The sequence below is a fragment of the Nocardioides sp. YJ-D4 genome (assembly GCF_054031495.1).
In genome coordinates, this window is sequence record NZ_CM132932.1 from 1,277,492 (window position 1) to 1,301,695 (window position 24,204).

19 protein-coding genes are annotated in these 24,204 nt (G+C 70.1%); 4 read left to right on the forward strand and 15 right to left on the reverse strand.

Annotated elements, in window-relative coordinates:
- Nucleotides 1–10 precede the first annotated feature (10 nt).
- The 5 genes from ACW14X_RS06115 to ACW14X_RS06135 all read right to left on the reverse strand — a co-directional run bounded on the left by ACW14X_RS06115 (nucleotide 11) and on the right by ACW14X_RS06135 (nucleotide 6,521).
- Nucleotides 11–775 carry an NYN domain-containing protein gene (locus tag ACW14X_RS06115; protein ID WP_457165035.1) on the reverse strand — a complete coding sequence of 255 codons (765 nt, stop codon included), beginning with the start codon at nucleotides 773–775 and terminating at the stop codon, nucleotides 11–13.
- A gap of 129 nt (nucleotides 776–904) precedes the next feature.
- Entirely contained in the window at nucleotides 905–2,398 is a 1,494-nt protein-coding gene (gene gatB, locus ACW14X_RS06120) for an Asp-tRNA(Asn)/Glu-tRNA(Gln) amidotransferase subunit GatB (protein ID WP_457165036.1), read from the reverse strand.
- Entirely contained in the window at nucleotides 2,395–3,891 is a 1,497-nt protein-coding gene (gatA, locus tag ACW14X_RS06125; RefSeq protein WP_457165037.1) for an Asp-tRNA(Asn)/Glu-tRNA(Gln) amidotransferase subunit GatA, read from the reverse strand. The genes gatB and gatA overlap by 4 nt, the downstream gene beginning before the upstream one ends.
- A complete protein-coding gene (gene gatC, locus ACW14X_RS06130) occupies nucleotides 3,888–4,187 on the reverse strand; it encodes an Asp-tRNA(Asn)/Glu-tRNA(Gln) amidotransferase subunit GatC (protein WP_091049380.1) in 300 nt (99 codons plus the stop codon). Before gatC ends, gatA begins: the two co-directional genes overlap by 4 nt.
- 66 nt (nucleotides 4,188–4,253) lie before the next feature.
- Nucleotides 4,254–6,521, reverse strand: a complete 2,268-nt coding sequence (locus ACW14X_RS06135) for a glycosyltransferase (protein WP_160024621.1) — start codon at nucleotides 6,519–6,521, stop codon at nucleotides 4,254–4,256.
- 123 nt (nucleotides 6,522–6,644) lie between these two features.
- Here ACW14X_RS06135 and ACW14X_RS06140 point away from each other — a divergent pair, with 123 nt between their 5' ends.
- Nucleotides 6,645–7,187, forward strand: a complete 543-nt coding sequence (locus ACW14X_RS06140; protein ID WP_160024622.1) for a mycothiol transferase — start codon at nucleotides 6,645–6,647, stop codon at nucleotides 7,185–7,187.
- A gap of 28 nt (nucleotides 7,188–7,215) precedes the next feature.
- Here the strand turns inward: ACW14X_RS06140 and ligA are convergent, their stop codons facing one another.
- Nucleotides 7,216–9,327 carry an NAD-dependent DNA ligase LigA gene (gene ligA / locus ACW14X_RS06145; protein WP_457165038.1) on the reverse strand — a complete coding sequence of 704 codons (2,112 nt, stop codon included), beginning with the start codon at nucleotides 9,325–9,327 and terminating at the stop codon, nucleotides 7,216–7,218.
- Nucleotides 9,328–9,561: 234 nt separating this feature from the next.
- Between ligA and ACW14X_RS06150 the strand changes: the two genes are divergently transcribed.
- Nucleotides 9,562–11,076, forward strand: a complete 1,515-nt coding sequence (locus ACW14X_RS06150; protein ID WP_457165039.1) for a hypothetical protein — start codon at nucleotides 9,562–9,564, stop codon at nucleotides 11,074–11,076.
- A 6-nt stretch (nucleotides 11,077–11,082) separates the two neighbouring features.
- Here the strand turns inward: ACW14X_RS06150 and ACW14X_RS06155 are convergent, their stop codons facing one another.
- The 4 genes from ACW14X_RS06155 to ACW14X_RS06170 all read right to left on the reverse strand — a co-directional run bounded on the left by ACW14X_RS06155 (nucleotide 11,083) and on the right by ACW14X_RS06170 (nucleotide 15,558).
- A complete protein-coding gene (locus ACW14X_RS06155) occupies nucleotides 11,083–12,180 on the reverse strand; it encodes a hypothetical protein (protein WP_457165040.1) in 1,098 nt (365 codons plus the stop codon).
- Between the two features lie 9 nt (nucleotides 12,181–12,189).
- Complete coding sequence (locus ACW14X_RS06160; RefSeq protein WP_350837452.1) at nucleotides 12,190–13,188, reverse strand: uroporphyrinogen decarboxylase/cobalamine-independent methonine synthase family protein; 999 nt, start codon at nucleotides 13,186–13,188, stop codon at nucleotides 12,190–12,192.
- Nucleotides 13,185–14,285, reverse strand: a complete 1,101-nt coding sequence (gene mnmA, locus ACW14X_RS06165) for a tRNA 2-thiouridine(34) synthase MnmA (RefSeq protein ID WP_457165041.1) — start codon at nucleotides 14,283–14,285, stop codon at nucleotides 13,185–13,187. The genes ACW14X_RS06160 and mnmA overlap by 4 nt, the downstream gene beginning before the upstream one ends.
- Nucleotides 14,286–14,364: 79 nt before the next feature.
- Nucleotides 14,365–15,558 carry a cysteine desulfurase family protein gene (locus tag ACW14X_RS06170; RefSeq protein ID WP_350716348.1) on the reverse strand — a complete coding sequence of 398 codons (1,194 nt, stop codon included), beginning with the start codon at nucleotides 15,556–15,558 and terminating at the stop codon, nucleotides 14,365–14,367.
- A gap of 108 nt (nucleotides 15,559–15,666) precedes the next feature.
- Between ACW14X_RS06170 and ppk2 the strand changes: the two genes are divergently transcribed.
- Nucleotides 15,667–16,557, forward strand: coding sequence for a polyphosphate kinase 2 (gene ppk2, locus ACW14X_RS06175; RefSeq protein WP_160024629.1), 891 nt, complete (start codon nucleotides 15,667–15,669; stop codon nucleotides 16,555–16,557).
- 4 nt (nucleotides 16,558–16,561) lie between these two features.
- Here the strand turns inward: ppk2 and ACW14X_RS06180 are convergent, their stop codons facing one another.
- Together ACW14X_RS06180 and ACW14X_RS06185 are read right to left on the reverse strand one after the other, a co-directional pair.
- Complete coding sequence (locus tag ACW14X_RS06180) at nucleotides 16,562–17,377, reverse strand: phosphotransferase enzyme family protein (RefSeq protein ID WP_457165042.1); 816 nt, start codon at nucleotides 17,375–17,377, stop codon at nucleotides 16,562–16,564.
- A gap of 669 nt (nucleotides 17,378–18,046) precedes the next feature.
- On the reverse strand, nucleotides 18,047–19,318 hold the full coding sequence (locus ACW14X_RS06185) for a DUF222 domain-containing protein (RefSeq protein WP_457165043.1): 1,272 nt from the start codon (nucleotides 19,316–19,318) through the stop codon (nucleotides 18,047–18,049).
- A gap of 449 nt (nucleotides 19,319–19,767) precedes the next feature.
- On the opposite strand from ACW14X_RS06185, the gene ACW14X_RS06190 reads away from it, so the two are divergent.
- Nucleotides 19,768–20,307 carry a GNAT family N-acetyltransferase gene (locus ACW14X_RS06190; RefSeq protein WP_457165044.1) on the forward strand — a complete coding sequence of 180 codons (540 nt, stop codon included), beginning with the start codon at nucleotides 19,768–19,770 and terminating at the stop codon, nucleotides 20,305–20,307.
- A 12-nt stretch (nucleotides 20,308–20,319) separates the two neighbouring features.
- On the opposite strand, the gene ACW14X_RS06195 is transcribed toward ACW14X_RS06190, so the two are convergent.
- The 3 genes from ACW14X_RS06195 to obgE form a co-directional block, all read right to left on the reverse strand.
- Entirely contained in the window at nucleotides 20,320–21,294 is a 975-nt protein-coding gene (locus tag ACW14X_RS06195) for an endonuclease/exonuclease/phosphatase family protein (RefSeq protein ID WP_457165045.1), read from the reverse strand.
- A gap of 79 nt (nucleotides 21,295–21,373) precedes the next feature.
- Nucleotides 21,374–22,486 carry a glutamate 5-kinase gene (proB, locus tag ACW14X_RS06200; RefSeq protein ID WP_201451076.1) on the reverse strand — a complete coding sequence of 371 codons (1,113 nt, stop codon included), beginning with the start codon at nucleotides 22,484–22,486 and terminating at the stop codon, nucleotides 21,374–21,376.
- 97 nt (nucleotides 22,487–22,583) lie between these two features.
- Entirely contained in the window at nucleotides 22,584–24,134 is a 1,551-nt protein-coding gene (gene obgE, locus ACW14X_RS06205) for a GTPase ObgE (protein ID WP_160024634.1), read from the reverse strand.
- Between the last annotated feature and the right edge of the window lie 70 nt (nucleotides 24,135–24,204).

The window sequence follows — 24,204 nt, forward strand, 5'->3', positions numbered from 1 at the left end:
AAGTCGTACGTCACTTCTTGGTGCGTTTGTCGCTGACCGCGATCGCGGAGGTGCCCTCGTCCTTGAGCTCGAAGAGGTCGATCGCCTTGATGAGCTTGGTCCAGGTGGCGTACCCGTAGTTGCGCGGGTCCTCGGAGGACTGGTTGCGGATGCGGGAGACCACGGTGCCGACCAGGGCCCAGCCGTCGTCGTCGGCGGCCGCGGCTATGGAGTTGCGCAGCAGCTGGATCAGCCGGGCATTGCGCTTCAGTGCCTGCCCGTTGGTCGCCGAGGACGACTGCTTGCGGCTGCGCGTGGTCCCGGGCTCGGAGTCGGCCTCGGTCTCCTCCTCGGAGCCGCCGAGCTTCTCCACCACCGTGAACCGGGTGCAGGCGCTCTTGAACGGCGCCGGCGTCTTCTCCCGGCCGTAGCCGTAGACCGCGCGGCCCTTCTCCCGCAGGTAGTGCACCAGCGGAGTGAAGTCGGAGTCGGAGGAGACCAGCGCGAACGCGTCCGGGATCGCCGCATGCAGCAGCTCGACCGCGTCGATCGCGAGCGCCATGTCGGAGGCGTTCTTGTGCGCGGTCAGGTCGAACTGCTGCATCGGCCTGATCGCGGCATCGTGCAGCTCCTCGATCCAGCCCTTGAGCTCGGACTTCGTCCAGTTGCCGTAGGCCCGCCGGATCGTCACCTCGCCGTACTCGGCCAGGTCGTTCAAGATGTCGTCGATCTTCGAGGCAGGCGCGTTGTCGGCGTCGATGAGCAGTGCGATGCGGAAGGGCTCGGTCACGGTCACGCCGGACAGTCTGCCAGTGCACCCCATCGCCGAGTCGGCTCATCCTGACCAAAACCACCGCCGAGTCGGCGCGTCATGACGCGCCGACTCGGCGGAGTTTGCTGTCAGAACGAGCCGACTCGGCGGGTCCTAGGAGAGCTTCTCCAGGATCAGCTCGCGGACACGCTTGGCGTCGGCCTTGCCGCCGGTCGCCTTCATGACCGCGCCGATGAGCGCACCGGCTGCGGCCTGGTTGCCGCCGCGGATCTTCTCGGCGACCGCGGGCTGGGCGTCGATGGCTTCGTCGACGGCTGCGCCGAGCGCGCCGTCGTCGGAGACCACGGCGAGCCCGCGGGAGTCGATGATCTCGGAAACCGTGCCCTCACCGGCGAGAAGACCCTCGAAGACCTGACGGGCCAGCTTGTCGGTCAGCGTCTTGGCGTCGACCAGCTTCTGCACCTCGGCGACCTGCACCGGGGTGACACCGAGCTCGGCGAGCTCGACGCCACGGTCGTTGGCGCTGCGGGAGAGCTCGGCCATCCACCACTTGCGTGCCGCCTGTGCGGAGGCTCCTTCGGCGACCGTCGCCTCGATCAGCGACAGCGCGCCGGCGGCCCAGACGTCACGCATCTCCAGGTCGGAGTAGCCCCACTCGACCTGCAGGCGGGCCCGCTTGTCAGCGGTGCGCTCCGGGAGGCTCGCCCGCAGCTCCTCGACCCACTCGCGCGACGGCGCGACCGGGACGAGGTCGGGCTCGGGGAAGTAGCGGTAGTCGTCGGCGTCCGACTTCGCCCGGCCGGCCGAGGTGGTGCCGGTGTCCTCGTGGAAGTGGCGGGTCTCCTGGAAGATCGCCTCCCCCGCGTCGAGGATCCCGGCGTGGCGCGACATCTCGAAACGTACGGCCCGCTCGACCGAGCGCAGCGAGTTGACGTTCTTCGTCTCGGTGCGGGTGCCGAGCTTGCCCGAGCCCTTCGGGGACAGCGACAGGTTGACGTCGCAGCGCATCGAGCCCTGGTCCATGCGTACGTCGGAGACACCGAGACCCAGCAGGATCTCGCGCAGCGCGGCGACGTAGGCCTTCGCCACCAGCGGCGCCTTGGCACCGGTGCCGAGGATCGGGCGGGTGACGATCTCGATCAGCGGGATGCCAGCCCGGTTGTAGTCGACCAGCGAGTAGTCGGCGCCGTGGATGCGGCCGGTCGCGCCACCGATGTGGGTGGTCTTGCCGGTGTCCTCCTCCATGTGGGCGCGCTCGATCTCGACCCGGAAGGTCTCCCCCTCGACCTCGACGTCGAGGTAGCCGTCGTAGACGATCGGCTCGTCGTACTGCGAGGTCTGGAAGTTCTTCGGCATGTCCGGGTAGAAGTAGTTCTTCCGGGCGAACCGGCACCACTCCGCGATCTCCCCGTTCAGGGCCAGACCGATCCGGATCGCGCTCTCCACTGCCTTGGCGTTCACGACCGGCATCGAGCCGGGCAGGCCGAGGCAGGTCGGGCAGACCTGCGAGTTGGGCTCGCCGCCGAACGTCGCCGGGCAGCCGCAGAACATCTTGGTGTTGGTGTTGAGCTCGACGTGGACCTCGAGGCCCATCGCCGGGTCGTAGCGCTCCAGCACCTCGTCGAAACCGACCAATGTCGCGGTCATCGGGCCACCTCCAGCTTGTCGATCGAGAGCACCTGGCCGACGGCGCCCTCGAGGGCGGCACCGACGCGGTAGAGACGGGCGTCCTCCAGGACCGGAGCCAGGAGCTGTACGCCGACGGGCAGCCCGTCCACGTCGGAGACTCCGGCCGGGATGGAGATGCCGGGCGTGCCGGCCAGGTTGGCCGGGATGGTGGCCAGGTCCTGCGCGTACATGGCGAGCGGGTCGTCGAGCTTCGCGCCCAGCGGGAACGCGGTCGACGGGGAGGTCGGCGAGACCAGCACGTCGACCTGCTCGAAGGCCTTCTTGAAGTCCTCGATGATCAGCGTGCGGATCTTCTGCGCCTGACCGTAGTAGGCGTCGTAGTAGCCGCTGCTGAGCGCGTAGGTGCCGAGGATGATGCGGCGCTTGACCTCGTCGCCGAAGCCGGCGTCGCGGGACGCCTTCATGACGTCCTCGGCCGACGGGTCGCCGTCGGGGGTGACCCGCAGGCCGTAGCGCATCGCGTCGAACTTGGCCAGGTTGGAGGAGCACTCCGCCGGCAGGATCAGGTAGTAGGCCGCCATCGCGTGCTGGAAGCTCGGCGTGGAGACCTCCACGACGTCGGCGCCCATCTTGGTGAGCAGGTCGACCGACTCGTTGAACTTGCGCATCACGTCGGGCGCCCAGCCCTCGCCGGCGAGCTCCTTGATGACGCCGACCTTGACGCCCTTGAGGTCACCGGTCGCACCGGCGCGGGCCGCGTCGACGAGACCGGTCACCGGGGTGGTCGTCGACGTGGAGTCGAGCGGGTCGTGGCCGCCGATGAGCTCGTGCAGCAGGGCGCTGTCGAGGACCGTACGAGTCACCGGACCGACCTGGTCCAGCGAGTTGGCCAGGGCGACCAGGCCGTAGCGGGAGACGGACCCGTAGGTCGGCTTCACGCCGACGGTGCCGGTGACGGCACCCGGCTGACGGATCGAGCCGCCGGTGTCGGTGCCGAGCGCCAGCGGGGCCTCGAAGGCGGCGACGGCCGCGGCCGAGCCACCACCGGAGCCGCCGGGGATCCGGTCAAGCTTCCATGGGTTCTTCGTCGGGCCGTACGCAGAGTGCTCGGTGGAGGAGCCCATCGCGAACTCGTCCATGTTGGTCTTGCCCAGGATCGGCAGGCCGGCAGCCTTGATCTTCTTGACCACGGTCGCGTCGTAGGGCGGAACCCAGCCCTCGAGGATCTTGGAGCCGCAGGTCGTCGGCAGGCCGATGGTGGTCAGCACGTCCTTGACCGCGATCGGCACACCGTCGAGAGCGTGCAGCGCGTCGCCGTTGGCCCGGCGCGCGTCGGAGGCGGCGGCCTGGGACAGCGCACCCTCGGCGTCGATGTGCAGGAAGGCGTGGACGTCGCCGTCGACCGCGGCGATCCGGTCGAGGTGGGCCTGGGTCAGCTCGACCGAGGTGGTCTCACCGGCGGCAAGGGAGTCGGCCAGCTCGGCCGCCGACTTCAGGATCAGGTCGCTCACTGCTCGTCCCCCAGGATCCGCGGTACCGAGAATCGCTGCTCCTCGACGGCAGGCGCACCGGAGAGCGCCTGCTCCGGCGTCAGACCGGGCACGACGACGTCCTCACGGAAGACGTTGGTCATCGGAAGCGGGTGGGAGGTGGCAGGCACGTCGTCGCCGGCAAGCCCCTGGATCGAGGCGACGGACTCGAGGATCACCTGCAGCTGCGGGGCAAGGTGATCGAGCTCGGCGTCGCTGAGGTCGATGCGGGCGAGGTCGGCCAGGTGCGCGACCTCGTCGCGGGTGATTTCTGGCATGCGCACATCCTAGGTGTCAGCGGCCCCAACTCTCACGTCGGTAACGCCGCAGCGAGCAGATGACGCCTACTGGGTCTTGTTCGGGCCGCCGCCGTTGGACGGCTTGTCGGTCGGCCGACCGCCGGAGCCCGGTTGGGTGGGCGCCGCCTGGGTCGGATCGGCACCGCGAGTGGGATCGGTCGTCGGGGTCGGGTCGGCGGCCTGGGTCGGTCGGGTGCTGGCCGTGGCGCCGGCGGCGCCGCTCGATGACGGCTCCGCGGCCTGGGTCGGGTCCGCGGTCGGCTCCGGCGCCGGGCTCCGTGCGGGGGTGGGCCGGTCCTCCCGGTCGCGCGGCTTCTTCTCGAGCGCACCGTGGACGTCGCCGACCTCGGGTACGTCCGGGCTGCCCACGGGCGCCGCGAGCGCGACCAGTCCGGCGAGCATCACCGAACTGAAGGCCAGCACCAGTCCACCGCGGCGAGCAGCGGGCGCTGCGGCGGCGCTCCATGCCCAGATCCGCTCCCGACGGCGTCGCAGGTCGGCGGGCAGGTCGCTGCGGATCGCCGCCCAGCTGTTGATCGGGGCCAGCAGGTAGCCGACACCCTGGAACGCGAGGAGCACGGCGATGGCGACGCCGGTCGCCCCGCCACGGACGCCGACCACGAGGGCCATGACGAGACAGACCGACGCCGCGACGGTCTCCACCAGGTTGCCGCGAATCACGTCCCGCACCCGCGGCTGCCCCTTGATCTTCGGCGTACGCAGGAAGGTGCCCTCGCGCGAGACCAGCCCGAGCCAGGAGGCCCGTGCGACGGTCACCCCGAGCGCCAGCCAGAGCCCGAACGCGCCGAGCGCGTCGCCCCAGGAGGCACCGCCACGGAGCCGGACCAGCGCGATCGATCGGGCCGCGCCGAAGAGCACCAGCGCGACGGTGGCGAACAGGAGGAGCCCCGAGAGCCGGCGTACGACCAGTCCCCCGCCCAGCATCAGGTCGAGTGCGCCCGAGATCAGGAAGAAGGTGAACAGCGCTCCGGCGAGGTCGCCGAACCACTGCAGCCCGCCGACGAGGTAGGCCCAGCGCTGCGCCAGGGTCATCTGGTTGTCCTCGGTGCGACGTCCGGGCAGCAACGAGCGCCAGTGCATGCGCAGGATCTGGATGCCACCGAAGCACCACCGGAACCGCTGCTTCTTGAGCGTCTCGAAGGTCAGCGGCATCACGCCGCGGCCGTAGGAACGGTCGACGTGCATGCCGTTGTAGCCCATCTTCAGCAGCCTCAGCGACAGCTCGGCGTCCTCGGTGATGCACCACTCGTCCCAGCCGCCGGACCGGACCAGCGCGGAGGCGCGGATCAGTCCCATGGTGCCGCCGAAGATGGCGCCGTTGCGCTCGTTGCGAGAGACCTGGCTGACGTCGAAGAAGTAGCCGTAGGAGTGATAGAGCCGGCGGAAGTACGCCGAGACGTCCCAGTCCCGGTAGTCCTGGGGCGTCTGCACGAAGGCCACGGAATCGTCGCTGAACAGTGGGGCGTTGTGGGCCAGGAAGTCGGGGGCGACGTGGTAGTCGGCGTCGACGATGCCGACGACCTCGGTGCGCGGGTTCATCCGGGTCAGCGCGTAGTTGAGCGCCCCCGATTTGAACCCCGGCCAGTTGGCCAGGTGGATGAAGGTGACCCCGTCGTACTGCTCGCAGAAGTCCTGCACCGGCCGCCACAGCGCGGGGTCGTCGGTGTTGTTGTCGATGACCAGGATCTCGTACGCGTCGTAGTCCAGCTCGAGCATCCGCTCGAGGGTCTCGATGACCATTTCCGGCGGCTCGTTGTGGGTGGGGACGTGCAGGCTCACGAACGGATGGCGCCAGCCCGGGTGGTGCTCGCCCCGGGTCGGCCACCCGCGCCAGCGGCGCCGCGCGAGCACGTCGACCATCTCCCACAGGTAGCCCACGCCGATCACGAAGACGAAGACCTCCAGCACCCACAGCAGGCTCGACAGCGTCGTCGTCCACACTCCGGGGTGGACCGTGACCGTCCACAGCCCCACATAGGTCAGGTAGAGCAGCCCCACGTCGATGGTGAGTGCCCAGGCGACCAGGCCGCGTACGTCCCAGTCCCGTGCCGCGGGCAGCCAGGCCAGCAGCGAGGAGCCGAGGACGACGGCTCCGATCGCGGCCTGGACGGCGTCCTGACCGAGCAGCAGGCCGGCCCCGAGGGCGACCACCGCGGTGAGGGTCGCCGCGAGGACCGCGGTGCCCGCGGAGAGCGAGCCGGCACGCGGCGTACGGATCGTGAACAGCAGCACGGTCGCCGGGACCAGGAGGACCGCGGCGACCGTGAGGAGTGGGGGAAGAGCGTCGAGCACGACGCCACACTATGGGGGGTATTTTCCAGCCGAGTCCAGTCGGGCCCGCCTCCCGCAGGATCTTGAACGCCGCCTCGTCCAGGATCGGCGCCTAAGGTCAACACCATGAGCGAGGACATGCGAATGAGCAGAAACCCGGGCGAGCCCGCCAAGACGGACCCGGCCGGCGCGGAGCGATGGGCCGGATACCTCGCCTGGGTGCGCGCCGACATGATCGACGCTGTCCTCGCCCTGCCTGCCGAGCAGCGCCGCCAGGCGCGCGTGCCGAGCAACTGGACGCCCATCGAGCTGCTCAGCCATGTGCTCCACATGGAGCAGCGTTGGTTCGTCTGGGGCTTCCTCGGCGAGCCGGTCGACGACCCGTGGGGCGACTGGAACGTCGAGGAGCCGTTCCGCTCCGACGACTCCGACGAGACCCGGCCAGCGGCACGGTGGGTCGTCGCCGACGACGTCACGGCGGAGCAGATCGCCGAGCGGCTGACGGCGCTGGGGCAGCGTACGTCCCAGATCCTGGGGACATACGCACTCGATACCGTCGCTTCGCCCGGCGGACGCTTCGCTGAGAACCGGCCGACGCTGGAGTGGATCTGCTTCCACGTGCTCGCCGAGTACGCCCGGCACGCGGGTCACCTCGACATCGTTGCCGAACTCAGCACCGACGGGTAGGCGCGGCCGACGACGGGCCCCTCATCGCTCAGAGCCCCTCGGGTCCTCTCTCCAGCAGGACCTTGAACGCCGCCTCGTCGAGGATCGGCAGGCCCAGCTCCTCGGCCTTGGCGGCCTTGGAGCCCGCGCTCTCGCCGACCACGACGTAGTCGGTCTTCTTCGAGACCGACCCCGCGGCCTTGCCGCCACGGCTGATGATCGCCTCCTTGGCGCCGTCGCGGGAGAAGTCCTCCAGCGACCCGGTGACCACGATCGTCAGCCCCTCGAGCGTGCGGGCGACCGACTCGTCGCGCTCGTCCTCGAGGGAGACCCCGGCCGTACGCCACTTCTCGACGATCTCCTGGTGCCAGTCGACCTGGCGCCACTCGACGATGGCCTCGGCGATGATCCCGCCGACGCCCTCGGTGGCAGCCAGCTCCTCCTGGGAGGCCGCCCAGATGGCGTCCAGCGAGCCGAACTCCGTGGCCAGCGCCCGGGCCGCGGACGGGCCGACGTGGCGGATGGAGAGCGCGACCAGCACCCGCCACAGCGGGACCTGCTTGCGCTCCTCCAGGTTGCGCAGCAGTCCCAGCGCGTTGGCGTTGAGCACCCGGTCGCCGGCCCCGGCCTCCTTCTCGGCCTTCTTCGCGGCCCGGGTGAAGAACGCCGTGGTGGCGAGCTTGGCCTCGTCGAGCGAGAAGATGTCGCCCTCGTTGGTGATCACCTCGGCGGCCAGCAGGGCGTCCGCTGCCTCATAGCCCATCCCCTCGATGTCGAAGGCGCCACGTCCGGAGGCGAAGAAGACCCGCTCCCGCACCTGCGCGGGGCAGCCGCGGTGGTTGGGGCAGCGCAGGTCCTTGTCGCCCTCCTTCTGCTCGGCGAGCGTGGTGCCGCACGCGGGGCACTCGGTGGGCATCACCCACTCCGGCAGCCCCTCGGGTCGCAGCGGCAGCACCGGGCCGAGGATCTCCGGGATCACGTCGCCGGCCTTGCGGAGGATGATGGTGTCGCCGGGGCGTACGTCCTTCCGCTTCACCTCGTGGGCGTTGTGCAGCGTCGCGCGCTCGACGGTCGATCCTGCGACCTTGGTCGGCTCCATGACGCCGAAGGGCGTGACCCGGCCGGTGCGGCCCACGCCGACGTCGATGGCGAGCAGCTTGGCGTTGACCTCCTCCGGCGGGTACTTGTAGGCGATCGCCCATCGCGGCGCGCGGCTGGTCGAGCCGAGGCGGCGCTGCAGCGAGATGTCGTCGACCTTGATCACGACACCGTCGATCTCGTGCTCGGTGACGTCGTGGCGGTGCTCGCCGAAGTAGCTGATGAACTCCTCGACCTCGGCGAGGGTCTTGAGCACCTTGACCCGCTGGGAGGTGGGCAGCCCCCAGGCCTTCAGGGCGTCGTACGCATGCGACTGGGCGACCGGCTGGAAGCCCTCCCGGGCGCCGATGCCGTGGCAGACCATCCCGAGCGCGCGGGTCGCGGTCACTCGCGGGTCCTTCTGGCGCAGCGACCCGGCGGCGGAGTTGCGCGGGTTGGCGAACATCGGCTTGCCCGCGTCGACCAGGGAGGCGTTGAGCTTGTCGAAGGCCTCGATGGACAAGAAGACCTCGCCGCGCACCTCGACCAGGTCGGGCACCGGGAACTCGTCGGTGCCGGTGAGCCGGTGCGGGATCGACTTGATGGTGCGTACGTTCGGGGTGACGTCCTCTCCGGTGCGGCCGTCGCCGCGGGTCAGCGCCCGGACCAGGCGGCCCTTCTCGTAGAGCAGGTTGATGGCCAGTCCGTCGACCTTGAGCTCGCACAGCAGCTCGGCCTGGCCGGCGCCGTCCTTGGCGATCCGGGCGTGCCAGCCGGCGAGCTCGTCGAACGAGAAGACGTTGTCGAGCGACTCCATCCGCTGGAGGTGGTCGACCGCGGTGAACTCCGTCGAGAACGTGCCACCGACCTTCTGGGTCGGCGAGTCGGGGGTGCGCAGCTCGGGGAACTGCTCCTCGAGCTCGTTGATCCGCCGCCACTTCTGGTCGTAGTCGGCGTCGGAGAGCGTCGGCTCGTCGAGCACGAAGTAGCGGTAGCGAGCATCCTCGATCTGCTCGACGAGCTCCTGGTGCTCGTTCTTCTGCTCGGGGCCCGCGTCGGTCACGTCATCGTTCACGGGCACCATCTTGCCTGGTCCCGCCGACAATTTCCGACCGCATACCCGCCCGGGCGTTTTCGGCGTTTCGTCGACCTGAACGACACTCAACCCCCTCAATATCGACGCAACCGATCAACACCTGGGTGACGCGGGTCACGACGGAAGGTAAAGACGGCTACCTTCCCCCGCGTCGGGCAAGGCGGGCCGACACCAGTCCCCCAATGACCGCCTTGTGAGGTCTCCGTGTTTTCTCGGATCGTGGTGACGCTGTCGACGGCGCTCGCGCTGGTGCTGGCCCCGGTCGGCGCCACGTACGCGCTTGGGCTGGGGAGCGCCTTCTCCGACGCCGAGGTCGAGGTGTCGATCCTCGAGCAGTCGAAGGACGGCGTGGTTCTCAGCGTCCACGGCACCGACTACAGCGGCAAGGATCCGGGCATCGAGATCGCCCTCAACCCGGTCGGCTACCGCGGATCAGGCACACGGAGCACCTTCGTCAAGTCGGTCGTGATCAACCCCGACGACCCCGAGGACTGGACCTACACGTTCACCCTCGACGCCGCGCAGGTCGCCCAGCTCGACCCCGGCACCGACTACCAGATCATGACGATGCGTGCTGGTGGGCGCGACCTCTACGACTCGGCCGATTCGCGGGCGGTGGACGTTCCCTTCGACTTCGACGCACTCTCCGAGCCCAGCAGCTCGCCGACCCCGGATGAGCCCTCGGACGACACCGGATCCTCGGACGGCTCAGGCTCCGGATCCGGCTCGGGCTCAGGATCCGGCTCGGGCTCAGGCTCTGGCGGCGGTACGTCCTCGGGGCGACCCGCAGCCGGCGACTCCGGCGACGGCGCCGATGCCGGCTCCGGCGAGAAGCCGAGGAAGACGGCGTCCAAGAAGCCGTGGAGCGCGCCCGAGGAGCCACCGACCGCGAAGGGTCTGAGCCTGACCGGGGTCGACGACGCCTCCGTGGACGCCGAGGACGTGATCCACGCCGAGGCCTCCGGCTTCAAGCCCAACGAGACCGGCATCAGGGTCGTCGTCTACTCGACCCCGCTGGTGCTCTCGACCAGCGTCAAGGCCAACGGTCGCGGCGTCGCGAAGTGGTCCGGCCGGCTTCCCAAGGACATCGGCCTCGGCAAGCACACCCTCACCTTCCAGGGCTCAGTGAACCGCGGGATCTCCTTCGTCGTGACCGGCACTCCGAGCGACGGCGAGTGCGTCCAGAGCGGCTGCGCCCCGAAGACGGAGGAGCTCAAGCTGGCCGCACCGGCCGAGGAGGGCGGTGTCGGCCCGCTCACCTGGATCATCGTGGCCTCGATGATCGTCCTCGCGCTCGTGGCCAGTGCCGTCGCGATGCTCTCCGGACGTCGCAGGCGTGAGCAGGAGTGGGACGAGCCGGGCTACACCCAGGCGCCGCGGTACCCCGCCGACCCGCGACAGGCGTCGGGACCCTACCCGGCCCACGCTCGCCACCAGCCCCATCCCCGGCCCGAGCCTCCGCTCCCGCGCCGGCTGCCTGAGGGCCCGGAGCCGATCCGGCGCCAGCCAGGTCCTCGCCAGCCGGGACCGCGCCAGCCCGATCAACACCAGCCCGTTCCGCATCGGCCGAGCCACCGTCAACCGAGCCCCCAGCACCTGGAACCGCAGCACCCGGCTCCCCAGCAGCAGCCCGCGCATCGCCAGCCGCGTCCGCCCGAGTCGTTCGCACCGCCGAGCCAGCGGGGCCAGGCTTACGACAGCCCGAACTACGAGGGTCAGCGGGTCGCCGGGCGCTGATCGCGCTCAGTCGACCAGCGACTCCCCTCGGCTGGCGGTCTCGGCCGCAACCGTCGGCCACAGCGTGCCCAGCGCCACCTCGAGCCCGGACAGGACCGGATCGAGGTCGTCACCGGGGAACGGTGCGGGCGCCTGCTCGCGTACGACCGCACAGAAGGCGGGGAGGTTCCCCTCCGCCTTGTGGCAGCGGACGGTCTCGGCCGACCCGTCGGTCCAGCCGTCGTAGCCGTCGGTGTCGCCCTTGGAGCAGGTGAGGGTCGTGGGGCACTTCCGCTTCCCGGCGGGCAGGTTCGGAGCATGGACCGCGGTGACGGTGCCGCCGCCGGGGGTGGTGCCGACGACGCCGAAGGCACCCTTGCCGTAGCCCGCGACGTCGGCCTTCTCGAAGGAGTCGATGTCGGCGTACGCCTTGGTCTCGAGCAGTCCTGCCGCGATCGCGCCGGCGGTCAGCGCGACCTCGTCGGTGCCGTTGGCGCCTTCCGAGGGAAAGCCACTGACCTGCGCCTTCGTCATCTTCATGGTCGTCTTCGTGCCGAGGCGCGGGTCGGTGACCAGGGCGATGAGATCGTCCACGCTCACCTCGAGATCGAGCTTGCGGGGGTCGCCGGTGATCTTCTCGCCTACGTACGCGGCCCGGCGCTCCTCTCCCCTGGACGCGTGGGAGACCATCAGCTGACCGGGAGTGCCGTCGTCGGTGGCGACGTCCCAGGCGACGGTCGCCGTGCCCGTCTTTGCCTTCACCTCGACACAGCCGGACATGCCGTCGTGACACCAGGTCGAGAGCAGGTCGTCGTCGACCGGGCCGGCCTTGACCTCCAACGAATGGTCGGCTCCCCACAGGAGCACGGTGCCGACCTCGTCCTGCTCGAAGTAGAGGTCACCGCCCTCGAACTCCTCCGGCTGGACGGGCACGCGCTGGAGCGTGATCGCCGCGATCGCCTCAGGGGTCGCGGGCTGGTCACCGGGCCGCAGATCAGCCGGGTCGATGCTCGCCGTCTGCGTCGGTCTGGGCTTCTCGCCCGCGTCGTCCGCCTGACGGACCTCGTTGCCACAGCCGGCGAGCAGAAGAGCCGCGGCCAGAAGTGCCGTCCCCCATTTTTGCATGAGGGGACCCTACGCCAGGTGACGCGCGCTTTCGGTGAGGATTCGCAGGACGGTGCGAGCCCATCGTCCGTCGGCGCCGGCGAGGCCGCACGCGGGCGTCAGCACGATGTCGTGGGCAGCGTCGAGCCCGAGCATGTCGAGCCACCGCTCCACGGTCTCGGTGACCGACTTGTCGGTGGGCGCGGGGCCTGCCGGAGCGATCGCGGGGACCACGCCGAGAGCGACCGTGTCGCCCGCCTCCAGGGCCGTGGCCAGGTGGTCGTGGTCGGCGGCAGTGAGCTGGGTCAGGTCGACGCTGATCCCCTTCGCGCCGGCCTTGCGGAGCAGGTCCAGCGGGGTCCCGGGTGCGCACGAGTGCACCCATGGGATCGCGCCCTCCTCGGCGATCGCGCCGAGCACCCACTCCAGCGCCTGGGAGGCCTCGGGGAAGTCGATGCTGCGGTGCTTGCCGAATCCCGAGGCGGTCGGCACCTGGGCGTTGAGCACAGCGCTCAGCGCCGGCTCGTCGACCTGGACGACCAGCGTGTCCGCGCCCGGGAGGCGGCGGCGTACGTCACGGATGTGGGTGCGTACGCCGTCGGCCAGCGCCTGCGCCAGGTCACGCCGAGCACCGTGATCGGCGAGCAGCTTGTCACCGCGCGGCCGCTCGACGGTGGCGGCGAGGGTCCAGGGTCCGGCGACCTGGATCTTGAACGCGCCGCCGCCGGAGGTGAGCGGAGAGTCCTGCACCAGCTCCTCGATGACGTCGAGGTCCTGGGCGAGCAGGCTGCGGGCGCGCCGGTGATCGACCCCGGCGGAGCCGGAGGTGCCGGTCAGGCGCCAGCCCGCGGGCTGCAGGTCGGCGTCGAGACCTTCCAGGACCGCCAGCGCCCGGCCGGTCATGTTCGCGATCGCGCCACGCGCGGGCAGCTCGGGAAGGTGCGGCAGGTCGGTGAGCTCGCCGAGCACGACGCGGCAGGCCTCTGCGTAGTCCTCACCAGGCAGCGACCCGACTCCGGTAGCCCTCACGCGAGAGCCACCCGGCGGGTGTTGGAGATGGTGACCGAGCCGACGACCCGGGTGCCGTCGTAGATGACCGCGGCCTGTCCCGGCGCGATGCCGTAGGCGGGGTCGAGCAGCTCGATCTCGGCTCCCTCGGGGACCACGGTCACCCGCGCCCGGTGCTCGTCGCCGTGCGCACGCAGCTGCACGGTGCCCTCGAGGACGCCCTCGGGCGCGCGTCCAGCCCACCGCGGCCGGATGCCGGAGAGGCCATCGACGGCCAGGTGCTCCCTGGGCCCGACGGTGACGGTGCCGGAGACCGGCTCGATGTCGAGCACGAACCGTGGCTTCCCGTCGGGCGCGGGCTTGCCGAGGCGGAGGCCCTTGCGCTGCCCGATCGTGTAGGCGTACGTCCCCTGGTGCTCGCCCAGGACCTCACCGGTCTCGTCGACGATGGGCCCGGACTCGTTGGGCGCCCGGTCGCCCAGCTTCTCGCGCAGCCAGCCGGCGTTGTCGCCGTCGGCGACGAAGCAGATGTCGTGGGAGTCGGGCTTGTCGGCGACGAGCAGGCCACGGCGAGCGGCCTCCTCGCGCACCAGCGGCTTGGGCGTGTCGCCCAGCGGGAACAGCGAGTGCTCGAGCTGGGCCTGGTCGAGCACGCCGAGCACGTAGGACTGGTCCTTGCCGGCGTCGACGGCGCGGTGCAGCTCGACGAGCCCATCGGCGCCGGTGCGAAGCGTCGCGTAGTGGCCGGTCGCGACCGCGTCGAAGCCGAGCGCGAGCGCCCGGTCCAGCACGGCGGCGAACTTGATCTTCTCGTTGCAGCGCAGGCAGGGGTTGGGGGTGCGCCCCTCGGCGTACTCCGACATGAAGTCCTCGACCACGTCCTCGTGGAAGCGGTCGGAGAGGTCCCAGACGTAGAACGGGATGCCGATCACGTCGGCGGCGCGGCGGGCGTCGTTGGAGTCCTCGATCGTGCAGCACCCGCGGGCGCCGGTGCGGTAGGACGCCGGGTTGCGCGAGAGCGCCAGGTGGACGCCGGTGACGTCGTGGCCGGCCTCCTTCGCGCGGGCGGCGGCGACGGCGGAGTCCACTCCCCCGGACATGGCGGCGACCACTCTCATCGGGCCACCTCCGTAGCGCAAGCGCCATGATACGGACGCGGCCCGATGCAGGCTCCAATGTTCGCTCGCTGACGCTCGCTCATCGCTGCAACCCCGCAGCCCGGCCGCGCTCGACCGCAGGTCCGATGGCCGCGACCAGCCGGTCCACGTCCTCGGCCGTCGTGGTGTGGCCGAGCGAGAAGCGCAGCGAGGAGCGCGCCTGCTCGTCCGACTGGCCCATGGCCAGGAGCACGTGCGAGGCCTGAGGTACGCCGGCCGAGCAGGCCGCACCGGTCGAGCACTCGACCCCGGCGGCGTCGAGCAGCATCAGCAGCGAGTCGCCCTCGCACCCGGGGAAAGCGATCTGGGCATTGTTGGGCAGCCGGTGGCGGCCCAGCGGCGCGAGGGCCGGGCCGTTGAGGTGGGAGTCCGGAACGACCGCCAGCACCTGCTCGACCAGCTGGTCACGCAGGGCGCCGACCCTGGTCGCGTACGCCTCCTGCTCCTTGACCGCCAACTCGACGGCGGCCGCGAAGCCGACGATGGCCGCGGTGGCGTGGGTGCCGCTGCGTACGTCTCGCTCCTGGCCGCCTCCGTGGACCAGCGCGGTCAGCTCGAGCTCACGGCGCACGACGAGCGCCCCGGCGCCCACCGGGCCACCGAGCTTGTGGCCGGTCAGGGAGAGCGCGTCGACGCCGCTGGTCGCGAAGTCGACCGGCACCGCGCCGACCGCCTGGACGGCGTCGGAGTGGACCGGGATGCCGTACTCGGCGGCGATCGCGGCGATGTCGGCCACGGGCTGCAGCGTGCCGACCTCGTTGTTGGCCCACATCACCGAGATGAGCGCCACCGACGCGGGATCGCGCTCGATGGCCTCCTGCATCGCGGCGAGGTCGATGCGGCCGGTCGCGTCGCACGGGATGAGCTCGACCTGAGCTCCCTCGGTCGACTCCAGCCAGTGCAGCGGGTCGAGAACGGCGTGGTGCTCGACGGTGGAGGCCAGGATGCGGGTGCGGGCCGGGTCCTGGCCGCGGCGGGCCCAGTAGGCCCCCTTGAGCGCGAGGTTGTCCGCCTCGGTGCCACCGGAGGTGAAGACGACCTCACCCGGCCGGGACCCGAGCGCCGCCGCGATCCGTTCTCGGGACTCCTCCAGCACCCGGCGGGCACGGCGGCCCGATGCGTGCAGCGAGCTCGCATTGCCGACCAGTGCCAGCTCCGCGGTCATCGCCTCGATCGCCGCCGAGGCCATGGGCGTGGTGGCGGCGTGGTCCAGATAGACGGTCCGGGGGTTCATCGTCTACCAAGGGTACGGCGCAGCGGGTGTGCTCCACGAACCGCCGTCGACGGTCCGGGCGAGCTGCCGCGCTACCTGACGTTCACCTCGGATCTCTAGGTTCGTGCCATGTCCCAGGGATTCCGCGAATACATCGACAACCTGATCACCGAGGGCCACACGATCGGCGAGGATCACGATGACGACCCCGTACTCCTGGACCCGGCCGGCAAGGCCGTCGACACCTGGCGCGAGAACTATCCCTACACCGAGCGGATCGCCCGCGAGGTCTACGACGAGCAGAAGTACCTTCTCCAGGTCGAGCTGCTGAAGTTCCAGCGCTGGAACGACCGCGTCGGCGGCAAGCACGTGCTGATCTTCGAAGGCCGGGACGCGGCCGGCAAGGGTGGCACGATCAAGCGCTTCATGGAGCACCTCAATCCCCGCTACGCCCGCACGGTCGCGCTGTCCAAGCCGTCGGACCGGGAGTCGCAGCAGTGGTTCTTCCAGCGGTACGTCCAGCACCTGCCCACCGCCGGCGAGATGGTCCTCTTCGACCGCTCCTGGTACAACCGCGCCGGCGTCGAGCGGGTCATGGGCTTCGCCTCCGACGACCAGTACGAGCAGTTCATGCACCAGGTGCCACTCTTCGAGCAGATGCTCGTCGACTCCGGCATCACGCTCACGAAATTCTGGTTCTCGGTGGGACGGTCGGAGCAGCGGACCCGCTTCATCATCCGCCAGATCGACCCGGTACGGCAGTGGAAGCTCTCCCCGATCGACGTGCAGTCGCTGGACAAGTGGGACTCCTACACGGCTGCCAAGGAGGAGATGTTCCGCCGCACCGACACCGACTGGGCGCCCTGGACCACGATCCGCTCCAACGACAAGAAGCGCGCCCGCCTCAATGCGATGCGCTACTTCCTCGCCCACCACGACTACGACGAGAAGGACCCCGAGGTCGTCGGCACCCCCGACCCCCTCATCGTCCAGCGAGGCATCGACGCCGTCGGCGACTGATGGATCAGCCTGGCCACCGGATGCTCCGCACGTGCGCCTCGATGCCGTCCGCGAGCGAGCCGGCGTCGTCCTCGGTCAGCGGAAGAACCGAGTCGTACGCCGCGACGAACGCTCGGCGCACGTCGGCCGGTGTCGGGCGCCAGTGGTGGTAGCGCGTCCCGAGCAGGACGGCGGCCTGAGCGAGGTCGTCCACCCGGCGGCGGTACGTCGTCTCCTCCAGGTCGAGGACCGCCGTGATCTTGCCGCCTGACCAGATGATGTTCGCCGACCTGAAGTCGTTGCCGACCAGCTGGGCGCCGAGTGTCGGCGGCTCGTCGGTGGGGATCCGCTCCGGGTAGTCGGCCATCGCGGCATGCATCCTCGCGAGCATCTCACCCGCAGCCCGGACCTGAACGGGATCGGTGACGTCCAACAGCTCCCCATCGACCACCCGCTGAAGCCCGAGCGAGAACCCGTCGACCTCCACCTGGACCCTGCCGTCCCGAGCCGCCTGCGGCATCGACACAGGTATCCCACGCTCGCCCAGCCACAACGTGAGCCGTGCGATCGCCGCCAAGCGCGCGAACACGCGTGGGCGCATCGACCACTTGGCGATCATCCGAGAGCTGTCGACGACGAGCCACGCCAGGCAGTTGGCATCACTGATCACCAGCCGCTCGCACGCGTCCACCCTTAGCCCCCAGTGCTCGGCCAGTACGCCGGTCACCCAGTCCATCGCCTCGGCTGCGGAAGCGAAACCGAACCGCTCGATGAGCGCGGCACCTGGGTCGGCGGACTCCCAGAGCATGCTGATCTTCGGCAGCTCTTCGACGTCGGTCATAGCCTGCAGTCAAGCAGGTGGGGTCTGGCCGTCATGAGGTGTTGCGTGGTGCTCGATCTCGAATGGCTGATGGCCGCCGACCCTTTCGGGAGGGTGTTCTCGCCAGATCCCGGAGTCAAGGACGGCCTGCGGCCGCCGGCTTCGCCGGCCGCTTCGCGGTCCTTGACACCGGGCTCCGTCGAGAATTTTGGCTGGCTATCGGGTCGGCGGCGGGGTGTGGCGCGGATTCCTTTGGTTGCGTACGTGCTTGGGGACCGGCGTTGGTGAGTCCTCGAGGCTGGAGGCCTCGTCGTGCTTTTACAAGACGATGACACGTTGTGAACGCTTCACAAGGTGGCCCGGAGTACGGGGGCGACGGCCGCGGCAGAGTGGACGCTGCTGCCTCAGCTGGCTACCGGCCATGCCCGTTTCAGGCGGTCGCCTGGACGGATGGGCAGGGTCATCAGGTGGCGATTGATACGCCCCGGACTGCCAGCACACCAACTGCAGCGCCGTCCGGATCAGCCCTCACCGCCGCATAGCATCGGCAGGTTAGCCACCCGGTAGGAGTGGCACGACAGGACGGTGTGAGGACGCAGTTCAGCGATCGGCCCACCGGGGGCTCGGATGAGTACAGGCACGGCGACGCAGGCCCGGACCGATGACGCGCCGGAGCCCGCCGCCCGGGGATCAGCTGGTTCGGGTGCGCCGAGTGAACCGGATCCGCCCATCCGGGAGCCGCTCATAGACGTAGTCGGGATCGTGGATCCGGCGATGATCACTCGCACACAACAAGACCATGTTCGCCAGATTCGTGAGGCCGCCCTCAGACCACGGTTTCAGGTGGTGCGCCTCGGTCCAGGCCGCGGGGGCGTCGCAGTCTTCGGCCTGGCAACACTTGTCCCGTAACCGGAGGGCCTTGTGTTGGACCGGATACGCCAACCTCGCGGTCCGCCCGAAGTCGAGGATCTCGGAGTCGGTGCCGAGCACGACCGGGACGAGGTCGGCGTTGCAGGCCATCCGGCGGGCCTCCGCGGCGGTGATCTGCTCCCCATCGAAGCCGAGGGCGGCGGTGCCGAGGTCGTTGCGGAGGTCCTCGAGGCTCATGGTGATGAACACCGTGGTCCCGTGGCCACCGTGGCGGGGCAGCTGGTCGACGTCGTAGGTCTCGATGACCCGGGCGAACGCCTGCCCGAGGAGCCGGTCGTAGGGGGCTTTGCGGCCCTTGTCCTCGGCCGAGAGCTTCCTGGGCTGGGCCAACGAGTCCAACAACGTGCGGAGCCGCATCCCGATCGCACGCGAGACCCTCGCGTGGATGTCGATGGTGCCGTCGCCGTTGTCACGAGACTGGAAGAAGGTCCGCCGCTGGGCGTGCTCCTCTTCGCGCTGGAGCGCCTTTGCTTCGGCGGCCTCGAATCGTTCCGGGTCGATCTCAGCGAGAATCCGGCGGCCGACGATCTTCAACTCGTTCGCGGTCAACCGGGCGGCATAGTCCACGAGCAGCTTCTCGGCCAGGACCAGGTCCTCTGCGCTCGCTGCGGGATCGGCCTCGATCTGGTCGAGCGCCTGGGTGATCACCCGGGCCTTGTCCTGGGAGACCACACCCTCGGCCAGGCCGTCAGCCACGAGGTCGTACTTGGTCACCGCTGCCGCGAGTTTGATCTGCGAGCAAGCCACGCCCTTGTCGACCAGGAGGTCGGTCCGCATCCACCCGGAGGCGTCCTTCGCGCCGGTCTCCTCAGCAATATCGCCAGCAGACGCGAGCACCCGCAGCTTCAATGCCGCTTGCTGGGCCTGGAGCTTCTCCAACCGCTCCAGCAGATCCTTCTTCTGCTCCGTGCGCCAATAGGCCGGATCGGTCGAGAGGAGATCTTGAAGGGCGGTCTCGATGGCCGCCAGGGCAGCGTCGATCGCATCCTCGGGGTTGGTGCCCCAGGGGTCGATCGAGCGGCCGAGACTCATCGCTGCCCTCTCCTTCAGAGGTGTGCTGTGATGTGTCCGATTCTACGCTTCCAACACCTGCTTGACCATCTATTTTCCCTGATCAACCGCCGTTTTCGCAGTGAGCGAACGACCTCGTATCTGTGGATGGTAAGTGGCCCGAAGGGCCACCCTTCCGCCCCATTAACATCACCTGTCCCAAGCAAGATTCCGCTGCGCCACACCCGGGCCGCCGCCCCGATAGCCAGCCAAAATCTTTCTCGACGGGCCCCGGTGTCAAGGACCGCGAAGCGGCCGGCGAAGCCGGCGGCCGAAGGCCGTCCTTGACTCCGGGGTGCGTCGAGAAGACCCTCAAAGAACGGGTCGGCGGCCCACCCCAGCCCCAAATCACAGCGCTAGGACAAACCAGAACCACCCACGTACCCCAAAAAGAACCTGCCCAACCCCGAACCCAGCTACCGTCCAAGAACATGAAACCCCTGGGCGACGTCCCCTGGCCCCCAGCCCCGATCCACACCGAGCGCCTGATCCTCCGACACACCAAACCCGAGGACAGACCTGGACTGGTAGAGCTCCTCTCGGACGAGACCGTGCAGGCGTACCTCGGCGGCCCACAGCACACCCGAGAAGAGCTGGAAGAGCTGATCCCGGAGGATCCGAACACCAGGCCCGGAATCTTCGCCGTCGAGCACGCGGGCGAGTTCATCGGCAGGATCACGATCCAGCGCCGCGACCGGGCGTGGGCGCACCACGTACGCGAGGAGGGCGACGAGGTCGAGCTCGGCTATGAGTTTCTCAGGACATCGTGGGGCGCGGGCATCGCGACAGAGGCGACCAGAGCCGCGCTCGGCTGGATCGAGAAGACGCTCCCGGGCGAGCCGGTCGTCCTCACCACCCAGGTCGCCAACGAGCGCTCCCTGCGCCTGGCCCGCAGGCTCGGGTTCGTCGAGGTGGAGCGGTTCCTGAGCTTCGGTGCCGAGCAGTGGTTCGGGGTGCTCAAGAGCAGCTAGCCCGGCGGAGCCTCACTCCTCGGGAGTCCCGAGGTAGGCGACCAGCGCCAGGTGGTCGGAGCCTGGCACCTCGACCGTCTCCGTCGCCAGCGCGACCAGGTCATCCCCGATCAGGACGTGGTCGATCGCGGTCGACGGCGGAAGAGGTACGCCGGCGAACCCCTCGGTCGGCCAGGTGGGCTGCCATCCGGCGTTGCTGGCCCGGGCCGCGTCCTGCAGGTCTGCGTCGTCGAGCAGCCGGCGGACCGTGTGGTGGTCGAGCGAGGCGTTCAGGTCACCGAGGACGAGGTCGGGCTTCTCCGCGGCCGTCTCCTCGATCATCAGCTCCTGCTCGGCCGGCCAGGATGCGAGCGTGGGCGGCGCCGGATGCGCGACGACGACCCGCCGCTCCCCCACGTCGGCGACCCACGACCCCATCTCCGTCGCGATCCGGCGCGACTTGGTGATCGGCTGGTCGGCGAAGATCATCGTGCCCGCGGTGCCGGGGGCGGCCTCGCCGATCCAGTAGGGCAGCTGGTCGCGCAGCGTCCTCGACAGCTTCGCGAACGCCTCCGGGGTGATCTCCTGGATGGCGAGCACGTTGACCTTGTGCGCACGCACCGTCTCGACCACGACATCGGTGTCGCCCTTGCCCTCGAGAAGGTTGGTGGTCATCACGGTCAGCGGCTCACCCGCGCTGGTCGCGCGGGACCCCGCGTAGAGCGGCGCCTGCCAGGCCACGTGCACCGCCAGCAGCAGCGCAACGACCCCGGCGACGACCGCCAGCCGGATCCGCCCGGGGCCGCTGGCCAGCCAGACCAGAACCAGGACCGCGACCAGGCACAGGGCGTACATCCCGACGCCGAAGGGCGCGAACGCGGCCAGGCGCACCGCCCGCAGATCCGTGCTCGCCAGTGCCCGGGAGAACGTGATCGCCAGCGCCGGCAGGCCACAGAGGACGAGCACTCCCCACGCCAGCGCCAACGGCACCCACCGAGCTCGGCTCACGCGGCCACCTCCGTAGCGCAAGCGCCAGAGTACGGAGCCAGCCGCGTGGAGTGCTCGACGGTCGCTCGCTGGCGCTCGCTCATAGGACGACCAGGTCGTCGCGGTGGATGACCTCCCGAGCGTACGCAGCCCCGAGATTGGCTTCGAGATAGCCGGAGGAACGCCCGGCCAGCCGCGGGATCTCGTCGGCGTCGTAGTTCACCAGGCCGCGCGCGACGGCCACGCCCGACGGGTCGACGACGTCGACCGGGTCACCGGCATGGAATGCGCCGGAGGAGCCAGTGACCCCCGCGGCGAGCAACGATGCACCGCGGCGACTGATCGCGGCGACCGCCCCGGCGTCGACGGTGATCGAGCCGACCGGCTCGGTCGCGTGCTGAAGCCAGAGCAGCCGCGCCGGGCGCCGCTTGCCGACGGCATGGAACAGGGTGCCGACCGGCTCGCCCGCGAGCGCGGCCTCTGCCTGAGCGGCCGAGGTCAGTACGACCGGGACACCGTCGTCGACGGCGATCCGGGCGGCCTCCAGCTTGGTCACCATCCCCCCGGTGCCGACTCCCGCGGCGCCGGCCTTCCCGATGGTCACGCCATCGAGATCGGCCAGCGAGGCGACCTCGTCGATCCGCTGCGAGCCGGGCTGGGACGGCGGCGCGTCGTAGAGCGCGTCGACGTCGCTGAGCAGCACCAGCAGGTCGGCCTTCACCAGGTGGGCCACCAGCGCCGCGAGCCGGTCGTTGTCGCCGAACCGGATCTCGGAGGTGGCCACGGTGTCGTTCTCGTTGACGATCGGGAGCACACCCAGGTCGAGCAGCTTCGACAGCGTCGCGTCGGCATTGCGATAGTGGGCCCGCCGGTTCAGGTCATCGACAGTGAGCAGCACCTGACCTGCGATGATGCCGTGCCGGGCGAGCTCGTCGGTGTAGCGGTGAACGAGCAGCCCCTGCCCCACGCTCGCCGCCGCCTGCTGCTTGGCCAGCGCCCGCGGACGCTTGGCCAGCCCCAACGGCGACAGCCCGGCCGCGATCGCCCCGGAGGAGACCAGCACGACCTCCGCCCCGGTGGCGCGGGTCTTGGCGAGTACGTCGACCAGCGCGCTGACCCGGGCCGGGTCGATGCCTCCCGCAGCCGTGGTCAGCGACGACGACCCGACCTTGACCACCACCCGGCGTGCCCCGGTCACGACCTCGCGCTGCACCGATCCCCCTCGTACGTCAGCCTTCACACTTCGCTGCGCCGGATCCTACCGGCGCTCGCGCCGGACGAAGCGCACGTTTCCGCTGGTCGAGCGCGCGCTACCGCTCCGAATCCGCCGACGGGTCGTTCTCGGCCCAGTCGCGATCCGGGTCGTCCTCCCCGCCGATCTCGTACGCCACCGGGCCGGCCCCGTCGCGCAACCGGCGCGCGACGTCGGCGCGGGCTTCGTACTCTTCCTTGGTCTCCATCCCGGCGTCGATCTCGCGCCGGCGGGCGGCAGCGGGGCGCTCCTCGTAGAAGCGCTGGTCCTCGCCGCGGCGGCCGAGCATCTCGGCACCGGTCTCGATCGAGGGGCGGAAGTCGAAGACGACCGCGTTGGCCGGGTCGCCGATGATGACGGTGTCGCCCTCCTGGGCCCCGAGCTCGACCAGGCGCATCTCGACGCCGAGCCGGTTGAGGCGGTCGGCGAGGTAGCCCACGGCCTCCTCGTTCTCGAAGTCGGTCTGGCGCACCCAGCGCTCGGGCTGCGGGCCACGGACGAGGTATTCGCCGTTCTTCGACACCTTGACCGTGAAGCCGTTCTTGCCCTCGGCGCCCTCGGGGCGCAGCACGATCCGGGTCGGCGGAACCACCGGGACGTCCTTGCGGGAGGCGGCCACCAGCTCGGCCATCGCGTAGATCAGCTGCTGGGTGCCTTCACCGGAGGCGGCGGAGATCTCGAAGACCTTCATCCCGCGCTTCTCGAACTCGCCGATGGTCATCTCGGCGATCTCGCGGCCGTCGGGGACGTCGACCTTGTTCAACGCGACCAGCCGGGGCCGGTCCTCGAGGCCGCCGTGGCGGGAGAGCTCGTTCTCGATGACGTCGAGGTCGTCGATCGGGTTGCGGCCCGGCTCGATGCTCGCGGTGTCGATGACGTGGACGAGCGCGGCACAGCGCTCGATGTGGCGCAGGAACTCGTGACCGAGGCCGCGACCGTCGGCGGCACCCTCGATCAGGCCCGGTACGTCGGCGACGGTGAAGGTGATCTCGCCGCCCTTCACGACACCGAGGTTGGGCACCAGGGTCGTGAACGGGTAGTCGGCGATCTTCGGCCGGGCGCGCGAGATCGCCGCGATCAGCGACGACTTGCCGGCACTCGGGAACCCGACCAGGCCGATGTCAGCGACGACCTTGAGCTCCAGCCCGATCTCTCGCGCCTCGCCCGGCTCGCCGAGGAGCGCGAAGCCGGGGGCCTTGCGCTTGGAGGAGGCCAGTGCCGCGTTGCCGAGCCCGCCACGGCCGCCCTCGGCGATGACCAGCTCGGAGCCCGGGCCCACCAGGTCGGCCAGGACGTTGCCGTTCATGTCGGTCACCACGGTGCCGTCGGGGACCGGAAGCACCATGTCCTCGCCGTGGGCGCCGTTCTTGTGGTCACCGGCGCCCTGGCCGCCGTTGGGGGCCTTGCGCTTGGGACTGTGGTGGTAGTCGATAAGGGTGGTCACGTCGGGGTCGACGCGGAGGATGATCGATCCGCCCGGGCCGCCGTTGCCGCCGTCGGGACCGCCGAGCGGCTTGAACTTCTCGCGGTGAACCGACGCCACCCCGTGTCCGCCGCGACCGGCCTCGACGTGGAGGGTGACGCGGTCGACGAAGGTGGGTACAGCCATGGCTCCAGCCTACCGACGGCACGCCCCACAGTCGCTATCCGCGATCGTCCAGCCCGCAGGCCTGCCGAGT